The organism is Streptomyces sp. KMM 9044 (genome assembly GCF_024701375.2).
Taxonomy (GTDB): domain Bacteria; phylum Actinomycetota; class Actinomycetes; order Streptomycetales; family Streptomycetaceae; genus Streptomyces.
The window spans coordinates 1,832,744-1,859,026 of sequence record NZ_CP113910.1 but is presented as its reverse complement, the minus strand read 5'-3'; the positions used below and the strand labels follow the sequence as shown (position 1 = coordinate 1,859,026).

The 26,283-nt window shown below is 71.5% G+C and carries 16 protein-coding genes and 1 pseudogene; 13 read left to right on the top strand and 4 right to left on the bottom strand.

Features of this window, described 5'->3' with window-relative positions; genetic code table 11:
- Positions 1-305 precede the first annotated feature (305 nt).
- Positions 306-1,640 (bottom strand): 4-aminobutyrate--2-oxoglutarate transaminase, encoded by a 1,335-nt coding sequence (gene gabT, locus HUV60_RS08305; RefSeq protein WP_257848018.1) that lies wholly within the window; start codon positions 1,638-1,640, stop codon positions 306-308.
- Between the two features lie 152 nt (positions 1,641-1,792).
- Between gabT and HUV60_RS08300 the strand changes: the two genes are divergently transcribed.
- The 4 genes from HUV60_RS08300 to HUV60_RS08285 all read left to right on the top strand — a co-directional run bounded on the left by HUV60_RS08300 (position 1,793) and on the right by HUV60_RS08285 (position 7,561).
- Positions 1,793-1,948, top strand: a complete 156-nt coding sequence (locus HUV60_RS08300) for a hypothetical protein (RefSeq protein ID WP_257848019.1) — start codon at positions 1,793-1,795, stop codon at positions 1,946-1,948.
- 48 nt (positions 1,949-1,996) lie between these two features.
- Positions 1,997-4,135 carry an ATP-binding protein gene (locus HUV60_RS08295; RefSeq protein WP_257848020.1) on the top strand — a complete coding sequence of 713 codons (2,139 nt, stop codon included), beginning with the start codon at positions 1,997-1,999 and terminating at the stop codon, positions 4,133-4,135.
- Positions 4,136-4,293: 158 nt separating this feature from the next.
- Complete coding sequence (locus HUV60_RS08290) at positions 4,294-5,907, top strand: PucR family transcriptional regulator ligand-binding domain-containing protein (RefSeq protein ID WP_257848021.1); 1,614 nt, start codon at positions 4,294-4,296, stop codon at positions 5,905-5,907.
- A 208-nt stretch (positions 5,908-6,115) separates the two neighbouring features.
- Positions 6,116-7,561, top strand: coding sequence for an aldehyde dehydrogenase family protein (locus tag HUV60_RS08285; RefSeq protein ID WP_257850126.1), 1,446 nt, complete (start codon positions 6,116-6,118; stop codon positions 7,559-7,561).
- 112 nt (positions 7,562-7,673) lie between these two features.
- On the opposite strand, the gene HUV60_RS08280 is transcribed toward HUV60_RS08285, so the two are convergent.
- Complete coding sequence (locus HUV60_RS08280) at positions 7,674-10,646, bottom strand: glycoside hydrolase family 3 protein (RefSeq protein ID WP_257848022.1); 2,973 nt, start codon at positions 10,644-10,646, stop codon at positions 7,674-7,676.
- A 373-nt stretch (positions 10,647-11,019) separates the two neighbouring features.
- On the opposite strand from HUV60_RS08280, the gene HUV60_RS08275 reads away from it, so the two are divergent.
- The 6 genes and pseudogenes from HUV60_RS08275 to HUV60_RS08250 form a co-directional block, all read left to right on the top strand.
- The gene (locus HUV60_RS08275) at positions 11,020-12,711 is read left to right on the top strand and encodes an extracellular solute-binding protein (RefSeq protein ID WP_257848023.1); all 1,692 of its coding nucleotides are present in this window, start codon (positions 11,020-11,022) and stop codon (positions 12,709-12,711) included.
- A gap of 27 nt (positions 12,712-12,738) precedes the next feature.
- On the top strand, positions 12,739-13,782 hold the full coding sequence (locus HUV60_RS08270) for an ABC transporter permease (protein WP_257848024.1): 1,044 nt from the start codon (positions 12,739-12,741) through the stop codon (positions 13,780-13,782).
- Positions 13,779-14,717 carry a carbohydrate ABC transporter permease gene (locus HUV60_RS08265; RefSeq protein WP_257848025.1) on the top strand — a complete coding sequence of 313 codons (939 nt, stop codon included), beginning with the start codon at positions 13,779-13,781 and terminating at the stop codon, positions 14,715-14,717. Before HUV60_RS08270 ends, HUV60_RS08265 begins: the two co-directional genes overlap by 4 nt.
- 157 nt (positions 14,718-14,874) lie before the next feature.
- Complete coding sequence (locus HUV60_RS08260) at positions 14,875-16,842, top strand: beta-galactosidase (RefSeq protein ID WP_257848026.1); 1,968 nt, start codon at positions 14,875-14,877, stop codon at positions 16,840-16,842.
- Positions 16,839-19,133 (top strand): glycoside hydrolase family 95 protein, encoded by a 2,295-nt coding sequence (locus tag HUV60_RS08255; RefSeq protein WP_257848027.1) that lies wholly within the window; start codon positions 16,839-16,841, stop codon positions 19,131-19,133. Before HUV60_RS08260 ends, HUV60_RS08255 begins: the two co-directional genes overlap by 4 nt.
- Positions 19,134-19,170: 37 nt before the next feature.
- Positions 19,171-19,814: pseudogene (locus HUV60_RS08250) on the top strand (GH12 family glycosyl hydrolase domain-containing protein); the annotation flags it as partial.
- A gap of 168 nt (positions 19,815-19,982) precedes the next feature.
- Here the strand turns inward: HUV60_RS08250 and HUV60_RS08245 are convergent.
- Positions 19,983-20,156 (bottom strand): hypothetical protein, encoded by a 174-nt coding sequence (locus HUV60_RS08245; RefSeq protein ID WP_257848028.1) that lies wholly within the window; start codon positions 20,154-20,156, stop codon positions 19,983-19,985.
- Complete coding sequence (locus tag HUV60_RS08240; RefSeq protein WP_257848029.1) at positions 20,153-21,202, bottom strand: LacI family DNA-binding transcriptional regulator; 1,050 nt, start codon at positions 21,200-21,202, stop codon at positions 20,153-20,155. Before HUV60_RS08240 ends, HUV60_RS08245 begins: the two co-directional genes overlap by 4 nt.
- 440 nt (positions 21,203-21,642) lie before the next feature.
- Between HUV60_RS08240 and HUV60_RS08235 the strand changes: the two genes are divergently transcribed.
- Genes HUV60_RS08235 through HUV60_RS08225 form a run of 3 tightly spaced genes read left to right on the top strand, consistent with a single transcriptional unit; the run spans position 21,643 to position 26,205 of the window.
- Positions 21,643-23,583: an acyl-CoA dehydrogenase family protein gene (locus HUV60_RS08235; RefSeq protein WP_257848030.1), complete on the top strand. Its 1,941-nt coding sequence runs from the start codon at positions 21,643-21,645 to the stop codon at positions 23,581-23,583.
- A gap of 58 nt (positions 23,584-23,641) precedes the next feature.
- Positions 23,642-24,904, top strand: a complete 1,263-nt coding sequence (dxr, locus tag HUV60_RS08230; protein ID WP_257848031.1) for a 1-deoxy-D-xylulose-5-phosphate reductoisomerase — start codon at positions 23,642-23,644, stop codon at positions 24,902-24,904.
- An 8-nt stretch (positions 24,905-24,912) separates the two neighbouring features.
- A complete protein-coding gene (locus tag HUV60_RS08225) occupies positions 24,913-26,205 on the top strand; it encodes a M50 family metallopeptidase (protein WP_257850127.1) in 1,293 nt (430 codons plus the stop codon).
- Positions 26,206-26,283 lie beyond the last annotated feature (78 nt).

Here is a 26,283-nt window from a genome sequence, read left to right as displayed (position 1 = left end):
TGGGGCGAGCGACTGTCCGATCGTGAGGAGGCCCGGAACCCGGGGGCTCCGGTTGTGTGCGTGAGGGCACGACCAGGTCGAAGCTGGGGACACCTCGGCCCGTACCGCTCACAGTCACCTGTGAACGGGTGTCTCTCTTGTCCCGGTAGAACCTACGGCAGGGGGTGGACCGGCGACAGGGCCAACCGGCTCCTGTCATCCACCCCGCACACGTTCTTCACACGCTCTGCCGCTCACGTCCCGGCGGTGGACGCCGGAGCGGCTCACCCGCTTCCCCGGCGGCTCAGATGTGCACGAATGCCTGTTCAGATATGTGCGAACGCCTGCTCGAGGATGTCCAGGCCCTCGTTCAGCAGGTCCTCGCCGATGACCAGCGGCGGCAGGAAGCGCAGCACGTTGCCGTAGGTGCCACAGGTCAGGACCAGCAGGCCCTCCTGCCGGCAGGCCTTGGCCAGCGCGGCCGTCGTCTTTGCGTTCGGCTCCTTGGTCGTGCGGTCCTCGACGAGCTCGATGGCCATCATGGCGCCGCGGCCGCGGATGTCACCGATGACGTCGAACTTCTCGGCCATCGCGGTCAGCCGGGTCCTCATGACCGCCTCGATCGCCTTGGCCTTCCCGTTGAGGTCCAGCTCCTTCATCGTCTCGATGGCGCCGAGCGCGCCCGCGCAGGCCACCGGGTTGCCGCCGTAGGTGCCGCCGAGACCGCCGGAGTGGGCCGCGTCCATGATCTCGGCGCGTCCGGTCACGGCGGAGAGCGGGAGCCCGCCGGCGATGCCCTTGGCGGTGGTGATCAGGTCCGGGACGATGCCCTCGTCCTCACAGGCGAACCACTGGCCGGTGCGGCAGAAGCCGGACTGGATCTCGTCGGCGACGAACACGATGCCGTTGTCCGAGGCGAACTTGCCGATCGCGGGCAGGAAGCCCTTCGCCGGCTCGATGAAGCCGCCCTCGCCGAGCACCGGCTCGATGACGATCGCGGCCACGTTCTCGGCGCCGACCTGCTTGGAGATCTGGTCGATGGCCTGGGCGGCGGCCTCGGGGCCGGCGTTCTCGGCGCCGGTCGGCCAGCGGTAGCCGTAGGCGACGGGGACGCGGTACACCTCGGGCGCGAACGGGCCGAAGCCGTGCTTGTAGGGCATGTTCTTCGCGGTGAGCGCCATGGTGAGGTTGGTGCGGCCGTGGTAGCCGTGGTCGAACACCACGACCGCCTGCCGCTTGGTGTGGGCCCGCGCGATCTTGACTGCGTTCTCGACGGCCTCGGCGCCGCTGTTGAAGAGGGCCGACTTCTTGGCGTGGTCGCCCGGCGTCAGCTCGGCGAGCGCCTCGGCCACGGCCACGTACCCCTCGTACGGCGTGACCATGAAACAGGTGTGCGTGAAGTCGGCGAGCTGAGCGGTGGCACGGCGTACGACGGCCTCGGCGGAGGCGCCGACCGAGGTCACCGCGATGCCCGAGCCGAAGTCGATCAGCCGGTTGCCGTCGACGTCCTCGATGATCCCGCCGTCCGCACGCGCGGCGAACACGGGCAGCACGGAGCCCACGCCCTGTGCGACCGCGGCGGTACGGCGGGCCTGCAACTCCTGCGACTTCGGGCCCGGGATGGCGGTGACGACGCGGCGCTCCTGCGGAAGTGCGGTCATGAGGGGCTCCTGGGGTGAAACGGACACGTGCCTTCTTTTCTCGCAGGCTAGGGCGGGGAAGGGAGGCTGGGCATGCTCCATGTGGGCGTTGTCCGGGGGGCCGGGTTGTCCGGTGTGGACATAGCGGGGGACGGAAGGCAGGAGAGAGGGCGGTGGACGTGACGGCGACCCGGGGGGCGGCGGGCCTGCGCCGCGCGGTGCCGGACGGGGGGCCGCGCGGGATCCGGGGCGCACCCGGCACCGTACAGAGCGACCTCGTGGCCCGGCCCGGCCGGGCGAACGGTGAACTCGCCCTGCGGGGGCGTTAGATTGGCTCGCTGATGGTGAACGGCGCGGCAGCTCAGGGGGCAAGGGTGATGGACAGCGACGGGACGCAGGACGCGCGGGGTACGCACGCGAACCCGGTGCCGCGCCCTGCCGGGCCACCGGAGGTGCCCTCGGCGCCCCCGAGGCCGGCCAGGGCACCGGGCATGCCGCCCCTGCCGGACGGGTCGGCGTTCCTGACCTGGCTGCGCACCCCCCGCCCCGAGGCGCTGCCCGGCGTATGGCGGTTCGGACACCGGCCCCGGCCGATGGAGGAACCGGTACAGATCGCGACCCGGGAACTGCTCAGCGGAGCACTCATCGCCCTGCTCGTGGGGTGGCTGATCTGGTCACTGCTGGCGAACGGCTATCTGGGCGGCTGGTGGCTTCTTCCCCTGGAGCTGTTCACGCCGGATTCGTGGCGCACCAGCGACGACCAGATCGTCAACCTCGTCGTCTGGGACGGCTACACCCTGCTCGTCGTGTTCGCGATCATGATCGGGGTGGGGAGACTGGGCCGCTGGGGTGAGGTCTGGCGTCGTTTCGGGGCACCCCGACTGCGACGCCCCGAGCTGAAGGAGCCGCAGCCGACCCCCGAGGACGACCCCGTCACCTGGCCCGCGCTGCGTGCCGCCGGCGCCACCGACGCGGCGGACCGGCTCGCCGCCGACGCGCGCGCCGGGCTGATGCGGGACGTCGACCACGCCCGGATCACCCGAGCCTGGCAGGGCGTACGCAGCGGCCGGCACCCCCTCGCCACCTTCGCCGGCGCCGTGCTCGGCCACGGTGCCGCCGCCTGCCCGCATCCCTCGGGAGCCCGCGACCTGCCCGCCCGGCAGGCCCGGCACGACCTGGTCACCGGTCAGGTACGGCTCGGCACCACCGCCGACGACGTCCGCAACCCGTACGCCTACCGGGGCACCGGCCTCGCGCTCGGCCCCGAGCTGCTGGGCACCTCCCTGGTCGCGGTCGGACCGGCCGGCTCCGGCAAGACCAGTGCCGTCGTCCGGCCGGTCGCCGAGTCGCTGTGCCTGCACGCGCTCGCCGGACGCGCCGCCGTGGTCGTCGTCGGTGCCGCCGGCGTGGCCGCCGGTCCGGCCGACGCGTACGACGTCGTGGTGCGGATCGGCCACCCCGACTCCGTGTACGACCTCGACCTGTACGGCGGGACCACCGACCCCGACGAGGCCGCCGCGGTCCTCGCCGAGGCCCTGGTCGGTGACCTGGCCGACCCGAACCCCGGCAACGACAGCCGGCGCGCCACCACCGTCCTCGCCCAGCTGCTCGGCCCCTTCCACGCGGTGCACGGCCGCTTCCCCTCCGTCCCCGAGCTGCGCGGCCTGCTCGACGGCTCGCCCGGCCCGCTGGCCGAGCTGCGCCAGGGCCTGACGGAGACGGGGCAGCGGTCACTGCTGCGCGAACTCGACGCCCGGGAAAGGCAGATGGCTCACCCCGGCGACGTCGGCGGGGTTCTCGCCGACCGGGTGGCGCTGCTCGACCGGCCGGCCTTCGCGACGTTCTTCAAAAGCAGGGGTTTCGACACCTCCGGGCAGTCCCGGCCGTTCACCCTCAAGGCGCTGGACCATCCCGTACGGGTCCGCGTCGACCTGCCCGCGCGGGGCCACGCCGACGCCTCGCGGGTACTGGCGCGGCTCGTGCTCGCACAGTTCACGGCGAGCGTGACGGAGCGCGAGGACCGGTCCCTGTTCGCCTGTCTGGTGCTGGACGACGCGACCGGCGTCATCACTCCCGAGGCCGTACGCGGCATCCAGCGGCTGCGGTCGGCGAACGCCGGCGCCGTGCTCACCCTGCGCACCCTGGACGACGTGGCGCGGCCACTGCGCGGCCCCCTGCTCGGGACCGTCGGATGCAGGATGGCGCTGGCCGGGCTGACCCCGTGGGACGGGCAGGACTTCGCCGAGGTCTGGGGCAAGGAGTGGACCGAGGCACGGGACGTCACCGACCGGCAGATCATCGCGGAGAGCCCGGCGGGCAAGGCCTGGCACGCGGTGCGGCGGGCCATCACCGGCAAGGCGCCCACCGCGCGGGCGGTCACCGTACGGCAGGTCGAGCGGGAGCGGTGGTCCGCGTCCGAACTCGCGCACGCGATGCCGGCCGGGCACGCGGTGCTGTCCCTGACCGACGTCCGGGGCGAGCACGCGCCGCCGCTGTTGGTCGACCTGCGGGACTGACCAGCACGTCGGGAACGAGCGCCGCACATGTGGTGACGCGGTGTGCATACGGTGAGGCAGAATCGACAAGGGTCGTTCATACGTGACGGCCAAAACGTCAGACCGCTCACCGACCCGGACACCCGACCAACCGTTCCCGTAGTCGATCTGAAGGCGCCATGCCCCTGACGCTCGCTTCGCTCGCCCACCACTCCGCGCTCAAGCTGACCGTGCGCGCGGGCGAGGACGGCCTCGACGTGCCGGTCCGCTGGGCGCACGCCAGTGAGCTGGCCGACCCCGTGCCGTACATGGAGGGCGGCGAACTGCTGCTCATCACCGCGCTCAAGCTGGACGCGGAGGACGCGGAGGCGATGCGCCGCTATGTGAAGCGGCTGGTGGACGCGGGGGTCGTCGGCCTCGGGTTCGCCGTCGGCGTCCACTACGAGGACATCCCCGAGGCACTGGTCGACGCCGCGCGTCAGGAGGGCCTGCCGCTCCTCGAGGTGCCGCACCGCACTCCCTTCCTCGCGATCAGCAAGGCCGTCTCCGCCGCCGTCGCCGCCGACCAGTACCGCGCGGTGACCGCGGGGTTCGCGGCCCAGCGGGAGCTGACCCGGCAGGGACTGACCGGCGGCCCCGAGGGCCTGCTGGCCGCGCTCGCCACCCAGATCGACGGATGGGCCGCGCTGTACGACGCCTCGGGCGCCGTCGTCGCCACGGCACCGGACTGGGCGGGCCGGCGCGCCGCACGGCTCATAGCCGACGTACGGCGGCTGCGGGAGCGGTCGGCGCCCGCCTCGTCGGTCGTCGCCGGACCGGAGGACGACGACCGGGTCGAACTGCACTCCCTCGGCACCGGCCGGCGCCCCCGTGCCGCGCTCGCCGTCGGCACGGCCGCCACGCTCGGCACCGCCGAGCGGTACGCCGTCCACTCCGCCGTCGCGCTGCTCACCCTGACCACGGAACGCTCCCGCTCCCTGCACGCCGCCGAACAGCGGATCGGGGCCGCCGTCCTGCGCATGCTGCTCGCCGGGGAGCCGGACCACGCCCGCGCGGTGGCCGGGCACCTGTACGGCGGTCTCCTGGACGCACTTTTCCGGATCGTCGTGGCCGAGACGGGCACGGCACCCCCCGCTCGCGCCCAGGGCGACCCGAACGGCGACGCCCTCGGCGCGCTCGCGGAAACCATGGAGTCCGCCGCCGCCCGTTCCGGCGAGGCGGTTCTGGTCGTGCCGGAGGGAGAGCGGCTGGTGGTACTGGCCGCCGACGACGGCGCGGCCGTGGCCGCGTGCCGCGACCACGCGGCCGCCCTGGAGGCCGCGCGCGGTGCCGGAGGCGCCCACGGGCCCTTCGTGAGCGCCGGCGAGGACGAACTGGTCGTGGGTCTCTCCGCGCCGGTCGGTCCCATCGCCGCCTCCGCCGCCTACCAGCAGGCCGGACAGGCGCTGTCGGTGGCCAGGAGGCGGGGCAGGGTACTGGTGGAGCACGAGCAGATGGCCGCCGGGTCCGTGGTGCCGTTGCTCGCGGACGACGCGGTCCGTGCCTTTGCCGACGGACTGCTGCGCCCCCTGAACGAGCACGACGCGACCGGGCGCGGCGACCTCGTCGCCTCCCTGCGCGCCTGGCTCTCCCGGCACGGGCAGTGGGACGCCGCGGCCGCCGACCTCGGCGTGCACCGCCACACCCTCCGCTACCGCATGCGCCGCGTCGAGGAGATCCTCGGCCGTTCCCTGGACGACCCGGACGTCCGCATGGAGCTGTGGCTAGCGCTGAAGGCGACGTCGTCCGACTGACGGCCGCGACGGTGCGGTGGACTGTCTGCCCGTCTTTCTTCGCCCGCCGCCCGCCGCCCGCCGGCCGATCTGCCAAATCGGCGCGCCCCGGGAAGCGACTGCTACGACTCGGACAAGCGTCACGTCGCCGGCGCGCCCCTACGGTGGATGCAGCAGGCCACGTACACCCCCATACGGAAGGGCCGGATCACTCATGCCCCAGAAAGACATGGCGGCCACCCACCCCTTCTGGCTCGCCGGCCGCCAGGCCACCGGCGAGGCCGCCTTCGACGTCACCTCTCCGTGGGACGGCCGGGTCGTCGGCACGGTGAGCGAGCCCACCGACGCCCAGGTCGAGGAAGCCGTGGCCGCCGCGTACGCCGTACGGGACGAGTGCGCGGCCACCCCCGCCCATGTCCGCGCGGCCGCTCTCGACCACGTCGGCCGACGGCTCGCCGAGCGCGCCGAGGACATCGCCCGGCTGATCTCCGCCGAGAACGGCAAGCCGGTCAAGTGGGCGCGCGGCGAGGTCGGCCGGGCCGTGTCCGTCTTCCGGTTCGCCGCCGAGGAGGCACGCCGGTTCAACGGCGGCGAGGGCCAGCGGCTCGACACCGACGCCGGCGGCCAGGGACGGCTCGCCCTCACACGGCGGTTCCCCAAGGGCGTCGTCCTGGGCATCGCTCCGTTCAACTTCCCGCTGAACCTGTGCGCCCACAAGATCGCCCCGTCCATCGCCGCCGGTGTCCCCATCGTCCTCAAGCCCGCCCCGGCGACCCCGCTGTCCGGGCTGCTCATCGGCGAACTGCTCGCCGAGACCGAACTGCCGGCCGGCTCCTGGAGCATCCTCCCGGTCCCGAACGACCGCATGCCCGCCCTGGTGCAGGACGAGCGGCTGCCGGTGATCTCCTTCACCGGCTCCGAGAAGGTCGGCTACGCGATCATGGACTCGGTGCCGCGCAAGCACTGCACCCTGGAGCTCGGAGGCAACGGCGCGGCCGTCGTCCTCGCCGACTGGGCGAGCGACGAGGACCTGGACCGCGCCGCGCAGCGCATCGCCACCTTCTCCAACTACCAGGGCGGCCAGTCCTGCATCTCCGTGCAGCGGGTCATCGCGGACGCCTCCGTGTACGACAGGCTGCTGCCGCGCATCGTCGCCGCCGTGGAGGCCCAGGTCACCGGCGACCCGGCCGACGACGCGACCGACGTCGGCCCGCTGGTCAGCCAGGACGCCGCCGAGCGGGTCGAGGCATGGGTGCAGGAGGCCGTCGAGGCCGGCGCCGCCGTCCTCACCGGGGGCAAGCGGGACGGCGCCTCCTACGCGCCGACCGTGCTCGCCGACGTACCGGCCGGGGTGACGATCGCCCGCGAGGAAGTCTTCGGTCCCGTCCTGACGGTGACGAAGGTGGACGGTGAGGCAGCGGCCTTCACCGCCGCCAACGACTCCAAGTACGGCCTCCAGGCAGGGGTGTTCACTCACGACCTCCAGGCCGCCTTCCGGGCCCACCGCGCCTTGGAGGTCGGCGGGGTCGTCATCGGCGACGTGCCCTCCTACCGCGCCGACCAGATGCCGTACGGCGGTGCCAAGCAGTCCGGCGTGGGCCGCGAGGGCGTGAGGTTCGCGATGGACGATTACACCTACGAGCGGGTGATGGTCCTGACCGGCCTCGCCCTCTGAGGCGGACGGTGGGTTCCTGAGGCCGCCGGAAGGGGCCCGGCACCGGTGTCTTCCGGTGCCGGGCCCCTTCCTTTCGACGCCGGTGCGTGCCTCTTCGCACCTCTGCGTGCCCTCAGCCGGAGAAGCCGATCCGGGCGAGCCGCAGCGCGCCGCGCAGCCTCAGGCGCACCTCGTGCACGCCGGCGGTGGCCCCGGGGTTCTCGGCGCAAGCGAGGGGCGCCTCGAGGGTGACGTAGTCGTACGGGCCCGACGACGGGGCCGACGGGGACAGCGTGGTGAGCACCGGGCCGTCGTCGAGGGAGAGCACGACGCTGCCCCCGCCCGACACCTCGACGGTCACCTTCGTCGCCCCCTCCCCGAAGTCGCAGCGACGGAAGACCAGTTCGCCCTCCTGCCCGGCCGCCGACGTCACCGCGTCGCCCGACTCCCTGGCCCGGTCGACGATCTCGGTACCGCTCTGCTCGTCGAAACCGGCCGCGTCCAGGCCGTGTTCGAGGACTGCGCGGGGGGCGGAGGGTTCGCCGTCGAGGGTGACGGTGGTCCACTGCCGGATGTCCGTGCTGGACGCGCCGGCCAGCAGCTCGTACCGGCCCGGCTCCACCCGCCACCGGCCCACCGCCACGTCCCAGAACGCGAAGGAGGACAGGGGGAGCTCGAGGACGACCTCGGCCGTCTCGCCGGGCGTGAGGGTCAGCCGCCGGTGGGCCACCAGTTCGCGCAGCGGACGCGGCACCGAGGGGGCCACGGCCCGCGTGTAGAGCTGGGCCACCTCGTCGGCCGGGACGGCACCGGTGTTGGTGACCGTGAACGACACCCGCACCGCCCGTCCCTCGGCGCGAGCCGTCAACTCGCCGTAGGCGAAGGCCGCGTACGACAGACCGTGCCCGAAGGGGAACAGTGCGGTGCCCCCGAAGTACAGGTAGGTCTGGCGGGAGCCGATCACGTCGTAGTCCAGCAGGCCGGGCAGGTCGGCGTCGTCGGCGTACCAGGTCTGCGGAAGCCGGCCGGCGGGGGAGACGTCACCGGCGAGCACCCGGGCCAGCGCGGTGCCCGCGGCCTGCCCGCCGTGCGCGGTCCAGAGCACCGCCGGCAGGTCCGTCGGATCGATCGCGTAAGGGTAGGCGGAGACCAGCGCCAGCACGGTGTTCGGGTTGGCGGCGCGGGCCGCGCCCAGCAGCAGCTCCTGCTGGGCGGGCAGCCGGAGTGTCGCCCGGTCCTCGGTCTCCCGGCCGTTGATGTGCGGGTCGTTGCCGGCGACCACCACGACCACGTCGGCCTGCGTCGCGGCCCGCGCCACCGCCTCCGCGCCGTTCTCGGTGACGATCAGCTCGAAGACCTCGGGGGCCGACGCGCCGGGGCTCTCCCCGGTGGTGACCCCTTCCGGGTTCTCGGTGTTCTCGGTGTTCTCGGTGTTCTCGGCGGCAACCTTCACGCCGTCGGCGGTGACCTGCACGTGGCGTCCTGTTCCCACGTGCCTGAGGAGGTGACCGCCGCCGTGCGGTTCCAGCCGGAACGTCTCCTGCACGACCCAGCCGCCCGGCTGGTCGGCGGAGGCGCGGAGGTAGCCGTCCTCGGCGACCGACAGATACCGGCCGTCCGGGGCGCGCAGGGTCAGCACGCCCTCACCCCAGTCGACCAGGGCGAGCTCGGTACCCTCCGGCCCGGCGGTGAGCGGGGCCAGGTCGGTCCGGCCCGCGAGCAGCGCCGGGTCCAGCGCGCCCTCGGCGCCACGCACCTCGTCGGGACTGTCGGGCGCGGGCGGCACGTGCACGAAGGCGCCGGCGGAGGTCCTCAGCAGGACGCGGTCCACGCCCTCGGCGAACTCCACCCGCTCGGTGCCGAACCGCTGGTAGAGCCCCTCCAGGGGAGTGGAGCGGTGGATGAGGGTGCCGCTGTACCAGTCGAGCTTGCACTCGTCGGCGAGCAGGCCGACCACGGCGACACGGGCGGGGGCCGGTGCCAGGGGCAGCAGGCCGTCGTTCTTCAGCAGGACCACCGCCTGCTCGGCGGCCTCCTGCGCCAGCGCCCGGTGCTCCGGGGTGTCGAAGGAGTGCTCACCGGCGCGTCCCTTTGCCTGCGGGACACCGCCGTCCCCGCCGTTTCCGTACGGGTCCTCGCCCGGGTCGAACTCGCCGAGCCGGAAGCGCACCGAGAGCTGCCGGCGGACGGCGCCGTCGATCTCGGCCTCCGTCAGCCGACCCTGCCGCAACGCCGCTTCGAGGCGACCCACGATGACCGAGCTGTCCGTGCCGTGGTCCGTGAAACTGTCCACCCCGGCCCGCAGCGAGGCCGCGACGGCCTCCTCGTGGGTGTCGAAGTAGTGCTCGGAATCGACCAGGTTGGACGGTGCGCCGGCGTCCGAGCAGACCAGCAGCTCCTCCTCCGTCCAGGTACGCAACTGCTCGCGCAGATACGGCGAGACATGGTTCGGGCGGCCGTTGACCAGGTTGTAGGCGGGCATCACCCCGGCCACCGCGCCGGCCTCGACGGCGTCGCGGAAGGCGCGCAGATCGTACTCGTGCAGCACGCGCGGGCGGACCGAGCTGGATGCGGTGTCCCGGGCCGTCTCGTTGTTGTGCGCGAGCCAGTGCTTGAGCACCGGGGCCGTGCGCCAGTACACCGGGTGATCACCGCGCAGACCGCGGGTGTAGGCGGTGGCGATCGCCGAGGTGAGCAGGGGATCCTCCGAGTAGCCCTCCTCGTTGCGGCCCCACAGGGGATGGCGCAGCAGATTGACGGTCGGCGCCCACACGTTGAGGCCGACCCGCTCGTCCCGGGCACGCATCGCGCGGGTCTCCCGGGACACCGCCTCGCCGACCCGGCGCACCAGCTCGGGGTTCCAGGTCGCCCCCAGCCCGACGGCCTGAGGGAACACCGTCGCCGGACCCATCCAGGCCACGCCGTGCAGCGCCTCCTGGCCGGTGCGGAAGGCGGCAATGCCGAGCCGCTCGACAGCGGGCGTGAACTGGTGCAGAGCTCCGATCTTCTCCTCGAGGGTGAGCCGCGACAGAAGGTCGTCGATGCGCTTCGCGAACGGCAGGCGCGGATCGCGGAAAGGCGGCATGGGCGGCGTTGGTGCGGTCACGTGGACATCCCCTTGCGGTGGAGCGGCGAGGCGCTTTCGAAGCGCTTCGATGCTCATTCCGAGCAGGGGTGGGTGTCAAGGACATGGGTGTGACGGATCGGACACCCCGGGGGATCTCGCGGACATTCCGTGAGGAGTGCGCGCGCATGATGATCGCGCAGTTCCTCGGCACACCTCGGAGGAATCTTGTAAGCAACTCTTGTGCGCCCCTGGGTGTTCACTTAACCTCGCAGCAACATCGAAGCGCTTCGACTGCAGGGCCGCCTCCCCGGCACGTTCCTTCCGAACGACCGCTTCGGCTCAGCCAGTTCCAGTGAAGACACCGCAGCCGACGGCCGCCGGGTGTCCTGGTGTGCCATGAAGGGTTGACGCAATGACGCCGAACGCCTCCACCTCCTCCGGGCCCAGCCGGAGAAGCTTCCTCGCCTCCACGGCGGTCGCCACCGCAGCGGTGGCGGGGGGAATGCCGTTGCTCGCCGCGTGCGGCGGGTCCGACGGAGGTTCGCGGGAGGGCACCACCTCGGGCAAGGACGCCAAGAAGCTGCTGCCGACGTATGTGGCCGGCATTGTGGTCACCCCCGACATCCCCAGCAAGAACGGTTCGGCGGTCGGTTTCACCAGCAAGCTCGACCTCGCGGGCCTGAAGACGTCGGTGCCCGAGAAGCTCGGCAAGGGCAGCAAGGTCACCGTCATGTCGCCCTTCTGGGGCTCCCCGCCCAAGGGCGGCAACGCCTACTACACGGCGATGAACGACCTCATCGGCGTCGACGTGGTCTGGCAGAACCAGGACGGCAACACCTACGACCAGAAGCTCGGCGCGGTCCTCGCCTCCAGCGACGTGCCCGACGTGGTCGTCGTGCCCGGCTGGAACATGACGGGCAAGATCCCCAGCGCCGTCATCGGCAAGTTCGCCGACCTCGGCCCATACCTCTCCGGCGACGCGGTGAAGGACTACCCGAACCTCGCGGCGATCCCCACCGACGCCTGGCAGCGGTCCATCTTCGGCGGCGAGCTGCGCGGCCTGCCCATGCCCTCCTCGTACGTCACCGGCATCGTGCCGCTCTACCGCCAGGACATCTTCGAGAAGGAGGGGTACGAAGTCCCCGGCTCCTGCGACGATTTCATGGCGCTGGCCAAGGACGCCACCAACGCCAGGGCCAAGCGCTGGGCCTGCCTGGACATGAAGTGGACCGCCTTCAACGCCTTCGGCGTGCTCTCCGGCGAGGAGAAGTCGCTCGGCTGGAACCAGGCCGACGGCAAGCTGCTCTACCGCATCGAGACCGACGAGTACCTCGAGGCCCTGGAGTGGACGCGCAAGCTGTTCGCCGCCGGTGTCGTGCACCCCGACGCCGAGCTGGGCAAGAGCAACGCCACCGACCCCGGGCCCAAGTTCGCCGCCGGAGAGTTCCTGATCTACAACCAGGACTCCTCGCAGTGGTGGAGCCGCACCGCCGAACAGGCCACCCAGAACCCGGATTTCAAGATCTGGGGTATGGACATCTTCGGTCACGACGGCGGCGACCCCACCCTGTGGGCCAAGAACCCGGCCGGCATCTTCGCCTTCGTCAACAAGAAGGCGTCCGAGGCCGTGATCCGTGACGTGCTGGCCGTCGCCAACGTCACCGCCGCGCCGTACGGCACCAAGGAGTACATGCTCACCAACTACGGCGTGGAGGGAACCCACTACACCGTCAAGGACGGTGTGCCCACCAAGAACGACCAGGGCAACATCGATGTGATGAACGCCTACGTGATGGTCGCCAGCCCCGCCGCGACCATCGCCCACCCCGACTTCCCCGAGGTCGCCAAGGGCCAGGTCGAGTGGCAGCAGCGGATGGGCGCGTTCACCAGGAAGTCGCCCTTCTACGGCATGCAGATCACCGAGCCCACCCGCTACACCAACCTCTCCAACGACTTCGAGCAACTGGAGGACGACGTCATCCGGGGCCGCAAGAAGATCGGTGACGTACAGCAGGCCGTCTCCGACTGGAAAAGCAAGGGCGGGGACAAACTGCGCGACTGGTACCAGGAGATCCTCGACGAGAACGGTCCGGCGGCCGGCTGACCCGGGACCGGGGCAAGGAGAACCGCCGTGTCGCACAGCACGGTGCCTCGGAGCAAGGCCGAGGCCACGAAGCCGGTCGAGAAGCCGGCGGCGTCCGGTGACGCAGCCGGCCCCCCTGACGCGCCACGCCGGGGAAAGCGCGGCAGACTGAGCCTGCGGCTCAGATACCGGCGCGACCGCGTCCTGCTGCTGATGATCCTGCCCGCCGTGGCACTGGTCCTGGTCTTCAACTACCTGCCGATCCTCGGCAACGTCGTCGCCTTCCAGGACTACGACCCCTACATCAGCGACAACGGCGTCGTCTCGATGCTGAACAGTCCCATGGTGGGACTGGAGAACTTCCAGCGGATCCTCGAGGACTCGGCGTTCTGGAACGCCCTGAAGAACACCCTGGTGCTCTTCTTCCTCCAGCTCGTGCTGTTCTTCCCGATCCCGATCCTGCTCGCGCTGCTCATCAACAGCGTGGTCAGGCCCCGGGTGCGGGCGGTCGCGCAGGCCGTCCTGTACCTGCCGCACTTCTTCTCCTGGGTGCTGGTCATCGCCGTCTTCCAGCAGATGTTCGGCGGTGCGGGCATCTTCTCGCAGCTCCTGCGCCAGAACGGCCACGACGGCCTGGAGGTCATGACCAACCCCGACACCTTCGTGTTCCTGCTCACCGCGCAGAGCGTGTGGAAGGACGCCGGGTGGGGGATCATCGTCTTCCTCGCCGCGCTGGCCTCCGTCAGCCCTGACCTGTACGAGGCCGCCGCCATGGACGGTGCCGGACGCTGGCGCCGGATGTGGCACGTCACCCTGCCCGCGCTGCGGCCCGTGATCGCGCTGCTGCTCGTCCTGCGGGTGGGTGACGCGCTCACCGTCGGCTTCGAACAGATCCTGCTGCAACGCGACGCCGTGGGGCCGGGGGCGTCGGAGGTCCTCGACACCTTCGTCTGGTGGAACGGCGTGCGCAACCAGGACTTCGGCTACGCGGCCGCCGCGGGCCTCATCAAGGGCGTGGTCAGCCTCGGACTGGTCCTCGCCGCGAACAAGGTGGCCCATCTCATGGGCGAGCAGGGGGTGTACAAGAAGTGACCGCCGTGATCGACGAACCCCCGACGCACAAGGTCCGGAGCTGGGCCGCCCCGCCCCGCCCGGTGTGGGAGGAAGCTCCCACCAGAGCCGGGCTCGCGGGCAAGGGCATCGTCCTGGCCCTCGCCTGCCTGGCGGTCGTCTTCCCGCTGTGGATCGTGATCGTCACCAGCCTGTCCACCCGCAGGACCATCGACGAGGCCGGCGGCCTGGTGATGGTGCCCAGGGACATCACCTTCATCGCCTACCAGGAGCTGCTCAGCGGCGGCCAGGTCACCAGGGCCGCCCTGGTCAGCATCGGCGTCACACTGGTCGGCACCGTGTTCTCGATGACCGTGTCCGTGCTCTGCGCCTACGGTCTGTCGCGTACCGACTCGCTGGGGCACCGCTGGATCCTGATGACGCTGCTGGCGACCATGTTCTTCAGCGCCGGCCTCATCCCGACGTACCTGCTGGTGCAGACCCTGGGTCTGACCGACAGCTACCTCGCCCTGATCCTCCCCAGCGCCCTCAGCGTCTTCAACATCCTGGTCCTGCGAGGCTTCTTCATGAACATCTCGCAGGAACTCACCGACAGCGCCCGCATCGACGGGGCAGGCGACTTCCGCATCCTGTGGCAGATCGTCATGCCGCTGTCCCGTGCGGTGATCGCGGTCATCACGCTCTTCTACGCCGTCGGCTACTGGAGCGCCTGGTTCAACGCCTCGCTGTACCTCAACGACCAGAACATGCTGCCCCTGCAGAACGTCATGATCCAGCTCGTCCAGAAACAGGAGGCCCCCGTCGGCCTCGGTCAGGCCATCAAGACCGGTGAGCTGTCGGGACTGGCCGTCCAGATGGCCGTCATGGTCATGGCCCTGCTCCCCGTCGCCGTGCTGTCCCCCTTCGTCCAGAAGCACTTCAAGAAGGGCATGCTCACGGGCGCCGTGAAGGGCTGACGGACGGGGAGCCCGGCGATCCGCCGATCCGCCGCGGCTCCCCACGGTCCTCCCATCCCACTTCCCGCACTTCCCGCCATCCGCCGAACGAGGTAGGCCAGGTCATGCACGCGTCCCGCACATCCCGTACGCTCCTCACCCGCCAGGAGCGTGCCTGATGCCCGGACTGAGCGACGCCACCCGCGGGCGCATCCTCTACGGCGGTGACTACAACCCCGAGCAGTGGCCCGAGGAGACCTGGCACGAGGACGTCCGCCTGATGCGACAGGCTGGCGTCAACTCCGTGACACTGGGCGTCTTCTCCTGGGCGAAGCTCGAACCCCGTCCGGGGGAGAGGGACTTCGGCTGGCTGGACCGGATCATGGACCTGATGCACGAGGCCGGCATCGGCGTGGTCCTCGCCACCCCGACCGCCTCGCCGCCGCCCTGGATGGGGCACCTGCACCCGGACACCCTGCCCCGCGACGAGGAAGGCCGCACCGAGTGGTGGGGCGGCAGGCAGCACTTCTCCCACTCCAGCGCCACCTACCGCCGTTACGCCGCCGCCGTCACCGAGGACCTGGCCGCCCGCTACGCCGGCCATCCGGCCCTGACCATGTGGCACATCAACAACGAGTACTGCACCTACGACTGGGGCGACGAGGCCGCCGCCCGCTTCCGCGACTGGCTGCGCGACCGTCACGGCACCCTGGACGCCCTCAACACCGCCTGGGGCAGCGCCTTCTGGAGCCAGTGCTACGGCGACTGGGCCGAGATCATGCCGCCCCGCCACCCGCACTACCTGAAGAACCCCACCCAGGTGCTGGACTTCAAACGGTTCACCTCCGACATGCTCCTGGAGTGCTACACCGCCGAACGCGACATCGTCCGCCGGCACACCCCGCACCTCCCGGTCACCACCAACTTCATGCCGCTGTGGGCGGGGCAGGACGCCTGGCGCTGGGCCGAGGAGGAGGACGTCGTCTCCGTCGACCTCTACCCCGACCCGCGCGACCCCTTCGGCGCCCAGGAAGGCGCCCTGATCCAGGACATGACGCGCTCCCAGGCCCGAGGCCCCTGGATGCTCATGGAGCAGGCGGCCGGACCGGTCAACTGGCGCGGCGTGAACCACCCCAAGCCCCCCGGCCTCAACCGCCTGTGGTCCCTGCAGGCCGTGGCACGCGGCGCGGACGCCGTCTGCTACTTCCAGTGGCGGCAGTCCCGGCAGGGTGCGGAGAAGTTCCACTCCGGGATGGTGAGCCACGCCGGCGAGCAGGGCCGTACGTACCAGGAGGTCAGGCAGTTCGGCGGCGACCTGGCGCGGATCGCCCCGCACGTCGCCGGCGCGCACAGCACCGCCCGCGTCGCCGTACTGCACGACTGGCACTCCTGGTGGGCCGGTGACCAGGACGCCCGGCCGTCCCACGAGGTCGACCACCCCGGCATGCTGCGCGCCTGGCACCGCGCCCTGTGGCAGGCCCACCTCGCCACCGACTTCGCCCACCCCGAGCACGACCTGTCCGCCTACCCGCTGGTCGTCGTCCCGCAGCTCTACCTGCTCACGGACGCGGCCGTCGACAACCTCCTCGCCCACGTACGCGGCGGCGGCACGCTCGTCTGCGGCTTCCTGACCGGCGTCGCCGACGAGGACGACCGGGTGCGGCCCGGCGGCATGGACGCCCGGCTGCGGGACCTCTTCGGCATCCGCACCCTGCACGAGTGGTGGCCGCTGGACGCGGGGGAGACGGTCGCCTGCGAGGGCTTCCACGGCACCCTGTGGTCCGAGGAACTGGAGGCCGACGGCACCGCCGACGCGACGACCCCCTACAAGGGCGGTGAACTCGACGGCCTGCCCGCCGTCCTGCGCAAGGGCCGCGCCTGGTATGTCTCGACGCTCCCGGAACCCGGGGCGCTGCGCGACCTGCTCACCCGGATCGCCGCCGGCGCGGGCGTACAGCCGGTACTCGACGGTCTCCCCGGCCAGGTGGAGGCGGTACGCCGGGGGAACCTGCTGTTCCTGCTCAACCACGGCCGCGAACCGGTCGCCGTCGACCTGCCGGGCGCCCACCACGACCTGCTCACCGGCACCGACGTCACCGACCGGGTCACCCTCGGCCGCCACGGCGCGGTGGTGCTCCGCCCGTGAACGCGCCCGTGAACCCCACCGCCCCCGTTCACGGGACCTGGGAACCGCAGCCCGCCGCTCGCTGGGAGGACGCCTTCCTGAGCGGCAACGGCCACCACGGGATCCTTGTGTCCGGTGACCCGGACGACGAACGGGTCGTCGTCACCCACCACACCCTGGTCCGTCCGGTGGGTGCCGACGAGGGCCGGCTGCCGCCCCGACTGGCCGGGGAACTGTCCGCCCTCCAGGACCGGTTGCTCGCCGGTGACACGGGCGCCGCCGAGTCCTTCACCGACGGCCGCCCGCTCCAGTGGGTCAGGCCCTTCCACCCGGCCTTCCAGATACGCCTGCGCCGACCCGACGGTGCCCCGGACGAGACCGGCGCCCCGCCGTTCCACCGTCGCGCCGTCGACTTCCGTACCGGCGTGGCGGAGGCCACCCGCGCCGACCGGGCCGGCCGCGTCTTCGTCTCCCGCGCCGACGACGTGATCGTCCAGCACGTCACCGGGCCGGACCTCACCCTCGACATCCGCCTGGACCACCGACTCGCCGGTGCCCCCGCCACGCTCGGTGTCGGACACGGCGCCGTCCTCACCGCCGAGGGCGCCCTGCTGAGCCTGCGCGCCCGCTACCCGGACAGCGACCTCGCGTACACCGGTGTCACCCTGGTCGCCGTCACCGGCGGCACGACGACACTCGCCCTGCCGGGCGTGCGGGTCGCGGGCGCGCGGTCGGTACTCCTGCTCACCCGGGTACGCCGGCATACCGGGGAGACGGACGTGACCGGCGAGGGCCGCGCACTCCGTGACCTGCTCACGGACGCCCACGGCGGCGACGACGGCGGCCGCGGGAGCGAGGGCGTGCCGGCAGGGCCCGGTTCCCCCGCCGAGGCGTACGACGCCCTCCTCGCCCGCCACCTGTCCCTCCACCGCACCGCCTACGACCGCGTCACCCTCGACCTGGACGCCGACCCGGCCGAACGGGCCCTGCAGGGATCGGCATTGCTGGACCGGCCGCGCAGCGCGGCCCTGCTCGAGCGCCTCTTCGCGGCAGGCCGCTACCACCTGCTGTCCTCCGGCGGTCTGTTCCCGCCCCGCCTCACCGGCCTGTGGACCGGCGACTGGGGCACCGCCTGGTCCGGAGCCTTCACCAACGACGCCAACCTCAACCTCCAGACCGCCTCCGCCGCCGCGGCGGCCCTCCCCGAGGTCACCGAGGCGCTGGCGTCACTCGTCCAGCGCCAGCTTCCCGACTGGCGGGACAACGCCCGCGAGGTCTTCGGTGCCCGTGGCGTGGTCGCGCCCGCCCACTCCGACGGCGAGTCCGGGCACAGCTACCACTTCAACCGCGAGTACCCGCTGCACCTGTGGACAGCGGGCGCCGACTGGCTCCTCGGGCCGCTCGTCGACCACGACGACACCTGCGGCGAGCACGATGCCCGCACCACCGCCGCCCTCGCCGAAGTCGCCCTGTTCTACCAGGACTTCCTCACCCGTACCGACGACGGGGACCGCCTGGTCGTCGTTCCCTCCTACTCGCCGGAGAACCGCCCCGCGAACGCCGGCTGGGGCACCGTGAACGCGGCCATGGACCTCTCCGCCGCCCGGCACGCGCTGCGCACCGCCGCCGACCGCCACCCCGAGCACGCCGAACGCTGGCGGGCCCTCGCCGACCGGCTTCCGCCGCACCGGATCAACGCCGACGGGGCCCTCGCCGAATGGGCCCGGCCCGGCCTCGCGGACTCCTACGACCACCGCCACCTCAGCCACCTCTACGCCGTCTGGCCGCTGCACGAGATCACCCCGTACGACACCCCGGACCTGGCGGCCGCCGCCCACCGCGCCCTCGAACTGCGCGGCCCCGAGAACGACTCCGCGCACGGCCATCTGCACCATGCCCTGATCGCCGCCCGCCTCCGCGACGCCGAACGGGTCGCGGGCGCCCTCGGCCGGGTCCTCGAGGGCGACTTCTTCCACGCCTCCCTGATGAGCGCGCACTACCCCCGCCGCGACGTCTACAACGCCGATGCCGCCCACACCCTCCCGGCCGTGCTGATCGAGGCGCTCGTGCAGTCCACCCCCGGCCGGCTGGTCCTGCTGCCCGCCCCGCCCGCCGGGTACCCGCGCGGGACGCTGCACGGCGTACGGACCCGCTTCGGCGCCGCTCTCGACCTCACCTGGGCCCCGGACGGCGTCACCGCCGTCCTGCGCCCCACCCGCACCGTCCGCATCGAACTGAGGACTTCCGAAGGCGCCGAGCCGCTCGACCTCGTCGCCCACGAAGACCGCGTCCTCACCCTGAAGGCGCGGTGACATCGGCGCAATCCCCCCGCCCATGGAAGGACATTTCATGGCACCAAGCGCCATGAGCAGGATCGGCACGGTCCTGGCGGCGCCAGCCCTCGTGCTCGGTATCACCGTGGGCGTGGCCTCCGCCCCCGCCCACGCCGCGATCTGGAGCTCCTGCGACCAGTGGGGCAACACGACTCCGAACGGCTGCATCCTCTGCAACAACATCTGGGGCTCCGGCGCCGGCAGCCAGTGCGTCCGGGGCAACTCCGGTACCAACCGGGGCGCGTGGGCCAACCACCCCAATACCGGGGGCATCAAGTCGTACCCGAACGCCAAGAAGGTGGTCAACAAGCCCATCGGCTCGCTCGGTTCGCTCACCAGCACCTACACGTGACCGTCCCGTCCGCGGGCGCGTACAACACGTCGTACGACGTCTGGGACACGGACTACGACTACGAGATCATGCTCTGGGGCAACCACCACGGTGCCGTCGGCCTGCTCGGCAGTCCGCAGGACACGGTGAGCCCCGGCGGCCACACCCGGAACGTCTACAAGGGCGACAACGGCGCCCACCAGGTCTTCTCGTCCCTGCGTACGTCCGACTCGGACTCCGGGACCGTGGACATCCTGCCGATCCTCGACGGGATCAAGGACACCAAGTGCTGGATGGGCAACGAGACCATCGGTGACGTGCAGTTCGGCTAGGTCCGTCCTCCGCGGGTCACTCCTTTGCACAGCCTCCGGGCTGGATCACGGTCCTGAAGCGATCGTGCTTCGGCGGGTTCTGCACCGCGGACCGCTGCGCTGATCGGTGGCCGACCAGCTGTGATCAGTTGATCTCCCCGAACGGGTGACCTGCGGAGGATGGGGCTAGGAGATCGCCTCGGCGTCCGGCGGCCTGGCCTTCCGCACCGACAACCTGCCGGTCAGCAGCAGCTGATCCCTGCCTCCGCCCGGCGGGCGGCAGGGCCGGCCACCGGACGGAGGAGCGGGAACGAGGCGGCGGGAGTGGCTGTGCGAGGTGGCGGAGGCTGTGCGGGTCACGCGCGGGCGGGTGCCGGGCCCGAACTCGCCCGGACCGTCAGTTCGGGCGCGATCAGCACGACCTCGTCCCCGCCCCGGCTGTCGAGCTTGGCGACCAGGTGCTCCACGGCGTACCGGCCCATCTCCTGCGCGGGGATGGCGACCGACGTCAGTCGCACCGACGCCTGGACGGCGACCTGTTCGGGGCAGACCGCGACCACCGAGACGTCCTCCGGCACGGCCCGCCCCTGCTGCCGCAGCAGGGCGAGCAGCGGTTCCACCGCCGACTCGTTCTGCACGACGAACCCGCTGGTGCCCGGACGCTCGTCGAGGATCCGGGCGAGCGTCACGGCCATCGCGTCGTACCCGCCCTCGCACGGCCGGTGCAGCAGGCGCACACCCAGATCCCGTGCCGCGGAGCGCAGTCCGTCCAGGGTGCGCTCGGCGAAGCCGGTGTGCCGTTCGTACACCGCGGGGGCCTCGCCGATGACGGCGATGTCGCGGTGCCCCAGCTTCGCCAGATGCTCCACACAGAGCGCGCCGGTGGCCCGGAAGTCGAGATCGACGCAGGTCAGGCCCGAGGTGTCGGCGGGCAGTCCGATCAACACCGCCGGCTGGTCCGCCCGTACGCCCGGCCGCGCTCCACCGGGGGAGTCCCCGCCGCGCAGCAACGGCAGCCGCTCGTCCTCGAGTTCGACGTCCATCAGGATCATCCCGTCGGCGAGTCCGCTGCCCGCGACGCGGCGCACCGCATCGGGACCCTCCTCGCCGGTGAGCAGCAGGACGTCGTACCCGTGGGTGCGGGCCGTGGTGGCCACGGCGATGGCGATCTCCATCATCACGGGTACGTACATGTCCGTCCGCAGCGGAACCATCAGCGCGATGATGTTGGACCTGCTGCTGGCCAGGGCGCGGGCCCCCGCGTTCGGGTGGTACCCGAGCTTCTGGATGCTCTCCTCGACCCGCTGCCGGGTGTTCGCGGAGATGGACCGCTTGCCGCTGAGGACATAACTCACCGTGCTCGCCGAGACTCCGGCGTGCTGGGCGACCTCGGCGAGGGTGACCATCCAGCTCTCCCATTGTTGTGAAGCGCTTCGACAGTGCGTCAGGGCGACGCGGCGGGCGAGGATGGCCCGATCGGTGACTCGACCCTAGTACCAGCACGAGTGCGTGTCCATATAACTGTCGAAGCGCTTCGATGGCTGATGGGGGTCGCCTGTCCGGGACTTCGCGGACCGGATACGAGCCGGACTTCCGTGCCCCCAGGTTGCCACGAGCGCGCCGCCGTGACCCCGAGAGGACCCGGCCCGGCCGGAAGATCACGGAGGGTCGGCCGAACGGGTGCACGAAGGGTGGCGGGGCCACTACGAATCGGGTAGATACGTACGGGTGGCAGCAGTCGGTGACGTAACCCCTGAGATCGCGTAGAACGATACCCGGGGCCGGTGCCGAGCTTCACGCAGTCCGCACGCCCTCCGACCTTCCGATACGCGGCGAGGTGAGCCTCATGTCCGCAACACCCGAGTCTCCGTCCCGACCCACCGTCACCGAACACGAGGCCCGCCAGGTCGCCGAGGCCGCCCGGGAACAGGACTGGCGCAAGCCCAGCTTCGCCAAGGAACTGTTCCTCGGCCGCTTCCGGCTCGACCTCGTCCACCCCCACCCCCTCCCGGCCCACGAGGAAGCCGAACGCGGCGAGGAGTTCCTCGCCAAACTCCGCGACTTCTGTGAGACCCGGATCGACGGTGCCCTGATCGACCGCGAGGCGCGCATCCCCGACGAGGTGGTCACCGGCCTCAAGGAGCTCGGCGCCTTCGGCATGAAGATCGACACCAAGTACGGCGGCCTCGGCCTGACACAGGTCTACTACAACAAGGCCCTCGCCCTCGTCGGCTCCGCCAGCCCCGCGATCGGCGCCCTGCTCTCCGCCCACCAGTCGATCGGCGTCCCGCAGCCGCTGAAGATGTTCGGCAGCCAGGAACAGAAGGACACCTTCCTGCCGCGCTGCGCCCGCACCGACATCTCGGCCTTCCTGCTCACCGAGCCCGACGTCGGCTCCGACCCGGCACGGCTCGCGACCACCGCCGTCCCGGACGGCGACTCCTACCTCCTCGACGGCGTGAAGCTGTGGACGACCAACGGTGTGGTCGCCGACCTCCTCGTCGTCATGGCCCGTGTGCCGAAGTCCGAGGGTCACCGGGGCGGCATCACCGCGTTCGTCGTGGAAGCGGACTCCGAGGGCGTCACCGTCGAGAACCGCAACGCCTTCATGGGCCTGCGCGGCCTGGAGAACGGCGTCACCCGCTTCCACCGCGTCCGGGTCCCTGCCGCCCACCGCATCGGCGAGGAGGGGCAAGGCCTGAAGATCGCGCTCACCACGCTGAACACCGGACGGCTGTCCCTGCCCGCGATGTGCGTCGGCGCCGGAAAGTGGTGCCTGAAGATCGCCCGCGAATGGTCGGCGGCCCGCGAACAGTGGGGCAAACCGGTGGCCCTGCACGAGGCGGTCGGTTCGAAGATCGCGTTCATCGCGGCGACCACCTTCGCCCTGGAGGCCGTGCTCGACCTGTCCTCGCAGCTGGCCGACGAGAACCGCAACGACATCCGCATCGAGGCCGCCCTCGCCAAGCTGTACGGCTCGGAGATGGCCTGGCTGATGGCCGACGAACTGGTCCAGATCCGCGGCGGACGCGGCTTCGAGACGGCCGACTCCCTCCGGGAGCGCGGCGAGCGGGCGGTCCCCGCCGAGCAGATCCTGCGCGACCTGCGCATCAACCGCATCTTCGAGGGCTCCACCGAGATCATGCACCTGCTGATCGCGCGGGAGGCCGTCGACGCCCACCTGTCCGTCGCCGGCGACCTCATCGACCCCGAGAAGACCCTGGGCGACAAGGCGAGGGCGGGGGCGAACGCGGGCGTCTTCTACGCGAAGTGGCTGCCCAGGCTCGTCGCGGGCCCCGGACAGCTCCCCGGCACCTACGGAGAGTTCAAGCACGGGATCGACCTCTCCCCGCACCTGCGGTACGTCGAGCGCACGTCCCGCAGACTCGCCCGCTCCACCTTCTACGCCATGTCCCGCTGGCAGGGCCGGATGGAGACCAAGCAGGGCTTCCTGGGCCGGATCGTCGACATCGGCGCCGAACTGTTCGCGATGAGCGCCGCCTGCGTCCGCGCCGAACTCCTGCGCACCCGCGGCGAGAACGGCCGCGAGGCCTACCAGCTCGCCGACGCCTTCTGCCGCCAGTCCCGCATCCGCGTCGAGGAGCTCTTCGACCGGCTGTGGACCAACACCGACGACATCGACCGCAAGGTCGTCAAGGGCGTGCTCTCCGGCACCTACACGTGGCTGGAGCAGGGCGTCGTCGACCCCTCGGGCGACGGCCCCTGGATCGCGGACGCCGCCCCCGGCCCGAGCACCCACGAGAACCGGCACCGGCCGATCCGCTGACGCGCGAGTTGCCGGGGCGGGGCCCCGGCAGCGCCCGCGACCGGACACAATGGTGCCCATGACCGACGCTCCAGCTCCGCTCGCCGACCCGCACCTGGTGTACGACCCCGTGGCGGGGGACGGCCCCAAGGACGTGGTGATCCTCGGCTCCACCGGGTCGATCGGCACCCAGGCCATCGATCTCGTACTGCGCAACCCCGACCGTTTCCGCGTCACCGGCCTGTCCGCCAACGGCGGCCGCGTCGCGCTCCTCGCCGAGCAGGCCCACCGGCTGCGGGTGCGCACGGTCGCCGTCGCCCGCGAGGACGTCGTCGGCGCGCTGCGCGACGCCCTGAGCGCGTGGTACGGCGTGGGGGAGCCGTTGCCCGAGATCCTGGCCGGAGCGGACGCGGCCACGCGGCTCGCCGCCTCCGACTGCCACACCGTCCTCAACGGCATCACCGGCTCCATCGGGCTGGCCCCCACCCTCGCCGCCCTGGAGGCGGGCCGCACCCTCGCGCTCGCCAACAAGGAGTCGCTGATCGTCGGCGGCCCGCTGGTCAAGGCGCTGGCCGAGCCGGGCCAGATCATCCCGGTCGACTCCGAGCACGCCGCACTGTTCCAGGCGCTGGCCGCCGGAACCCGCGCGGATGTCCGGAAGCTCGTCGTCACCGCCTCCGGCGGCCCCTTCCGCAGCCGTACCAGGGACGAACTGGCGAACGTCACCGTCGAGGACGCACTCGCCCACCCCACCTGGGCCATGGGCCCGGTGATCACCATCAACTCCGCGACCCTCGTCAACAAGGGCCTCGAAGTCATCGAGGCGCACCTGCTGTACGACATTCCCTTCGATCGCATTGAGGTCGTCGTCCACCCGCAGTCGTATGTCCACTCGATGGTTGAGTTCACGGACGGATCGACACTGGCCCAGGCGACGCCCCCCGACATGCGCGGGCCCATCGCCATCGGCCTCGGCTGGCCCGAAAGGGTCCCCGACGCCGCCCCGGTCTTCGACTGGAGCAAGGCGTCCACCTGGGAGTTCCACCCCCTCGACAACGAGGCCTTCCCCTCGGTGAACCTCGCCCGGCACGTCGGCGGGCTCGCGGGAACCGCCCCGGCGGTGTTCAATGCGGCGAACGAGGAGTGCGTGGAGGCGTTCCGCGCCGGCGCGCTGCCGTTCAACGGGATCATCGATACGGTCACCCGGGTGGTCGAGGAGCACGGCACCCCCCGACCGGGAACCTCCTTGACGGTCCCGGACGTCCTCGAAGCGGAGGCCTGGGCGCGAGCGAGGACCCGGGAACTGACAGCCCGTACGGCGAGCGCGGAGGCGCGTGCATGACGACCCTGATGTTCATCCTCGGCATAGTGGTCTTCGCGGTCGGCCTGCTGTTCTCGATCGCCTGGCACGAGCTGGGACACCTGTCCACGGCCAAGATGTTCGGTATCCGGGTGCCCCAGTACATGGTCGGCTTCGGCCCGACCCTCTGGTCCCGGCACCGGGGCGAGACCGAGTACGGCGTCAAGGCGATCCCGTTCGGCGGCTACATCCGCATGATCGGCATGTTCCCGCCCGGTGCCGACGGACGCATCGAGGCCCGCTCCACCTCGCCGTGGCGCGGCATGATCGAGGACGCGCGCTCCGCCGCCTTCGAGGAACTGCGGCCCGGCGACGAGAAGCGCCTGTTCTACACACGCAAGCCCTGGAAACGGGTCATCGTGATGTTCGCGGGCCCCTTCATGAACCTGATCCTCGCGGTCGTGCTGTTCCTCACCGTGCTGATGGGCTTCGGCATCCAGCAGCAGACCACCATCGTCAGCTCGGTCTCCCCCTGCGTCATCTCGCAGAGCGAGAACCGCGAGGAGTGCGAGCGGTCCGACCCCCGGTCCCCGGCCGCCGCGGCCGGTATGGAGGCGGGCGACAGGATCGTCGCGTTCAACGGTGTCCGGACCGACGACTGGGGCACGCTCTCCGACCTCATCCGCGACAGCGCCGGCAAGGCCGTGCCGATCGTCGTCGACCGCGACGGCCAGGAGGTCACCCTCCAGGCGGAGATCGCCACCAACCTGGTCGCCAAGAAGGATTCCCACGGGCTCTACGTCGAGGGCGAGTACGTCAAGGCCGGCTTCCTCGGCTTCAGCGCGGCCACCGGCGTCGTCAAGCAGGACTTCGGCGACTCCGTGGTCTGGATGACCGACAGGGTCGGCGACGCGATCGACTCCCTCGCCGCCCTGCCGTCCAAGGTGCCCGCCCTGTGGGACGCCGCCTTCGGTGACGGCCCGCGCGAGCAGGACTCCCCGATGGGCGTCGTCGGAGCGGCCCGGGTCGGTGGAGAGATCGCCACGCTCGACATCCCGGCCTCGCAGCAGATGGCCATGTTCGTGATGCTGCTCGCGGGCTTCAACCTCTCCCTGTTCCTGTTCAACATGCTGCCGCTGCTGCCCCTCGACGGCGGACACATCGCGGGCGCCCTGTGGGAGTCGCTGCGCCGCAACCTCGCCAGGGTGCTGCGCCGCCCCGACCCGGGCCCGTTCGACGTGGCGAAACTGATGCCGGTGGCCTACGTGGTGGCCGGGGTCTTCGTCTGCTTCACCCTTCTTGTCCTCGTCGCGGACCTGGTGAACCCGATACGGATCTCGTAGCGCCCGACCGGCACGCATCCGCCGGACACCTGTCGTTCACGATGGCCTGGAACCCTTTCGTTCCGGGCCATCGTCCTT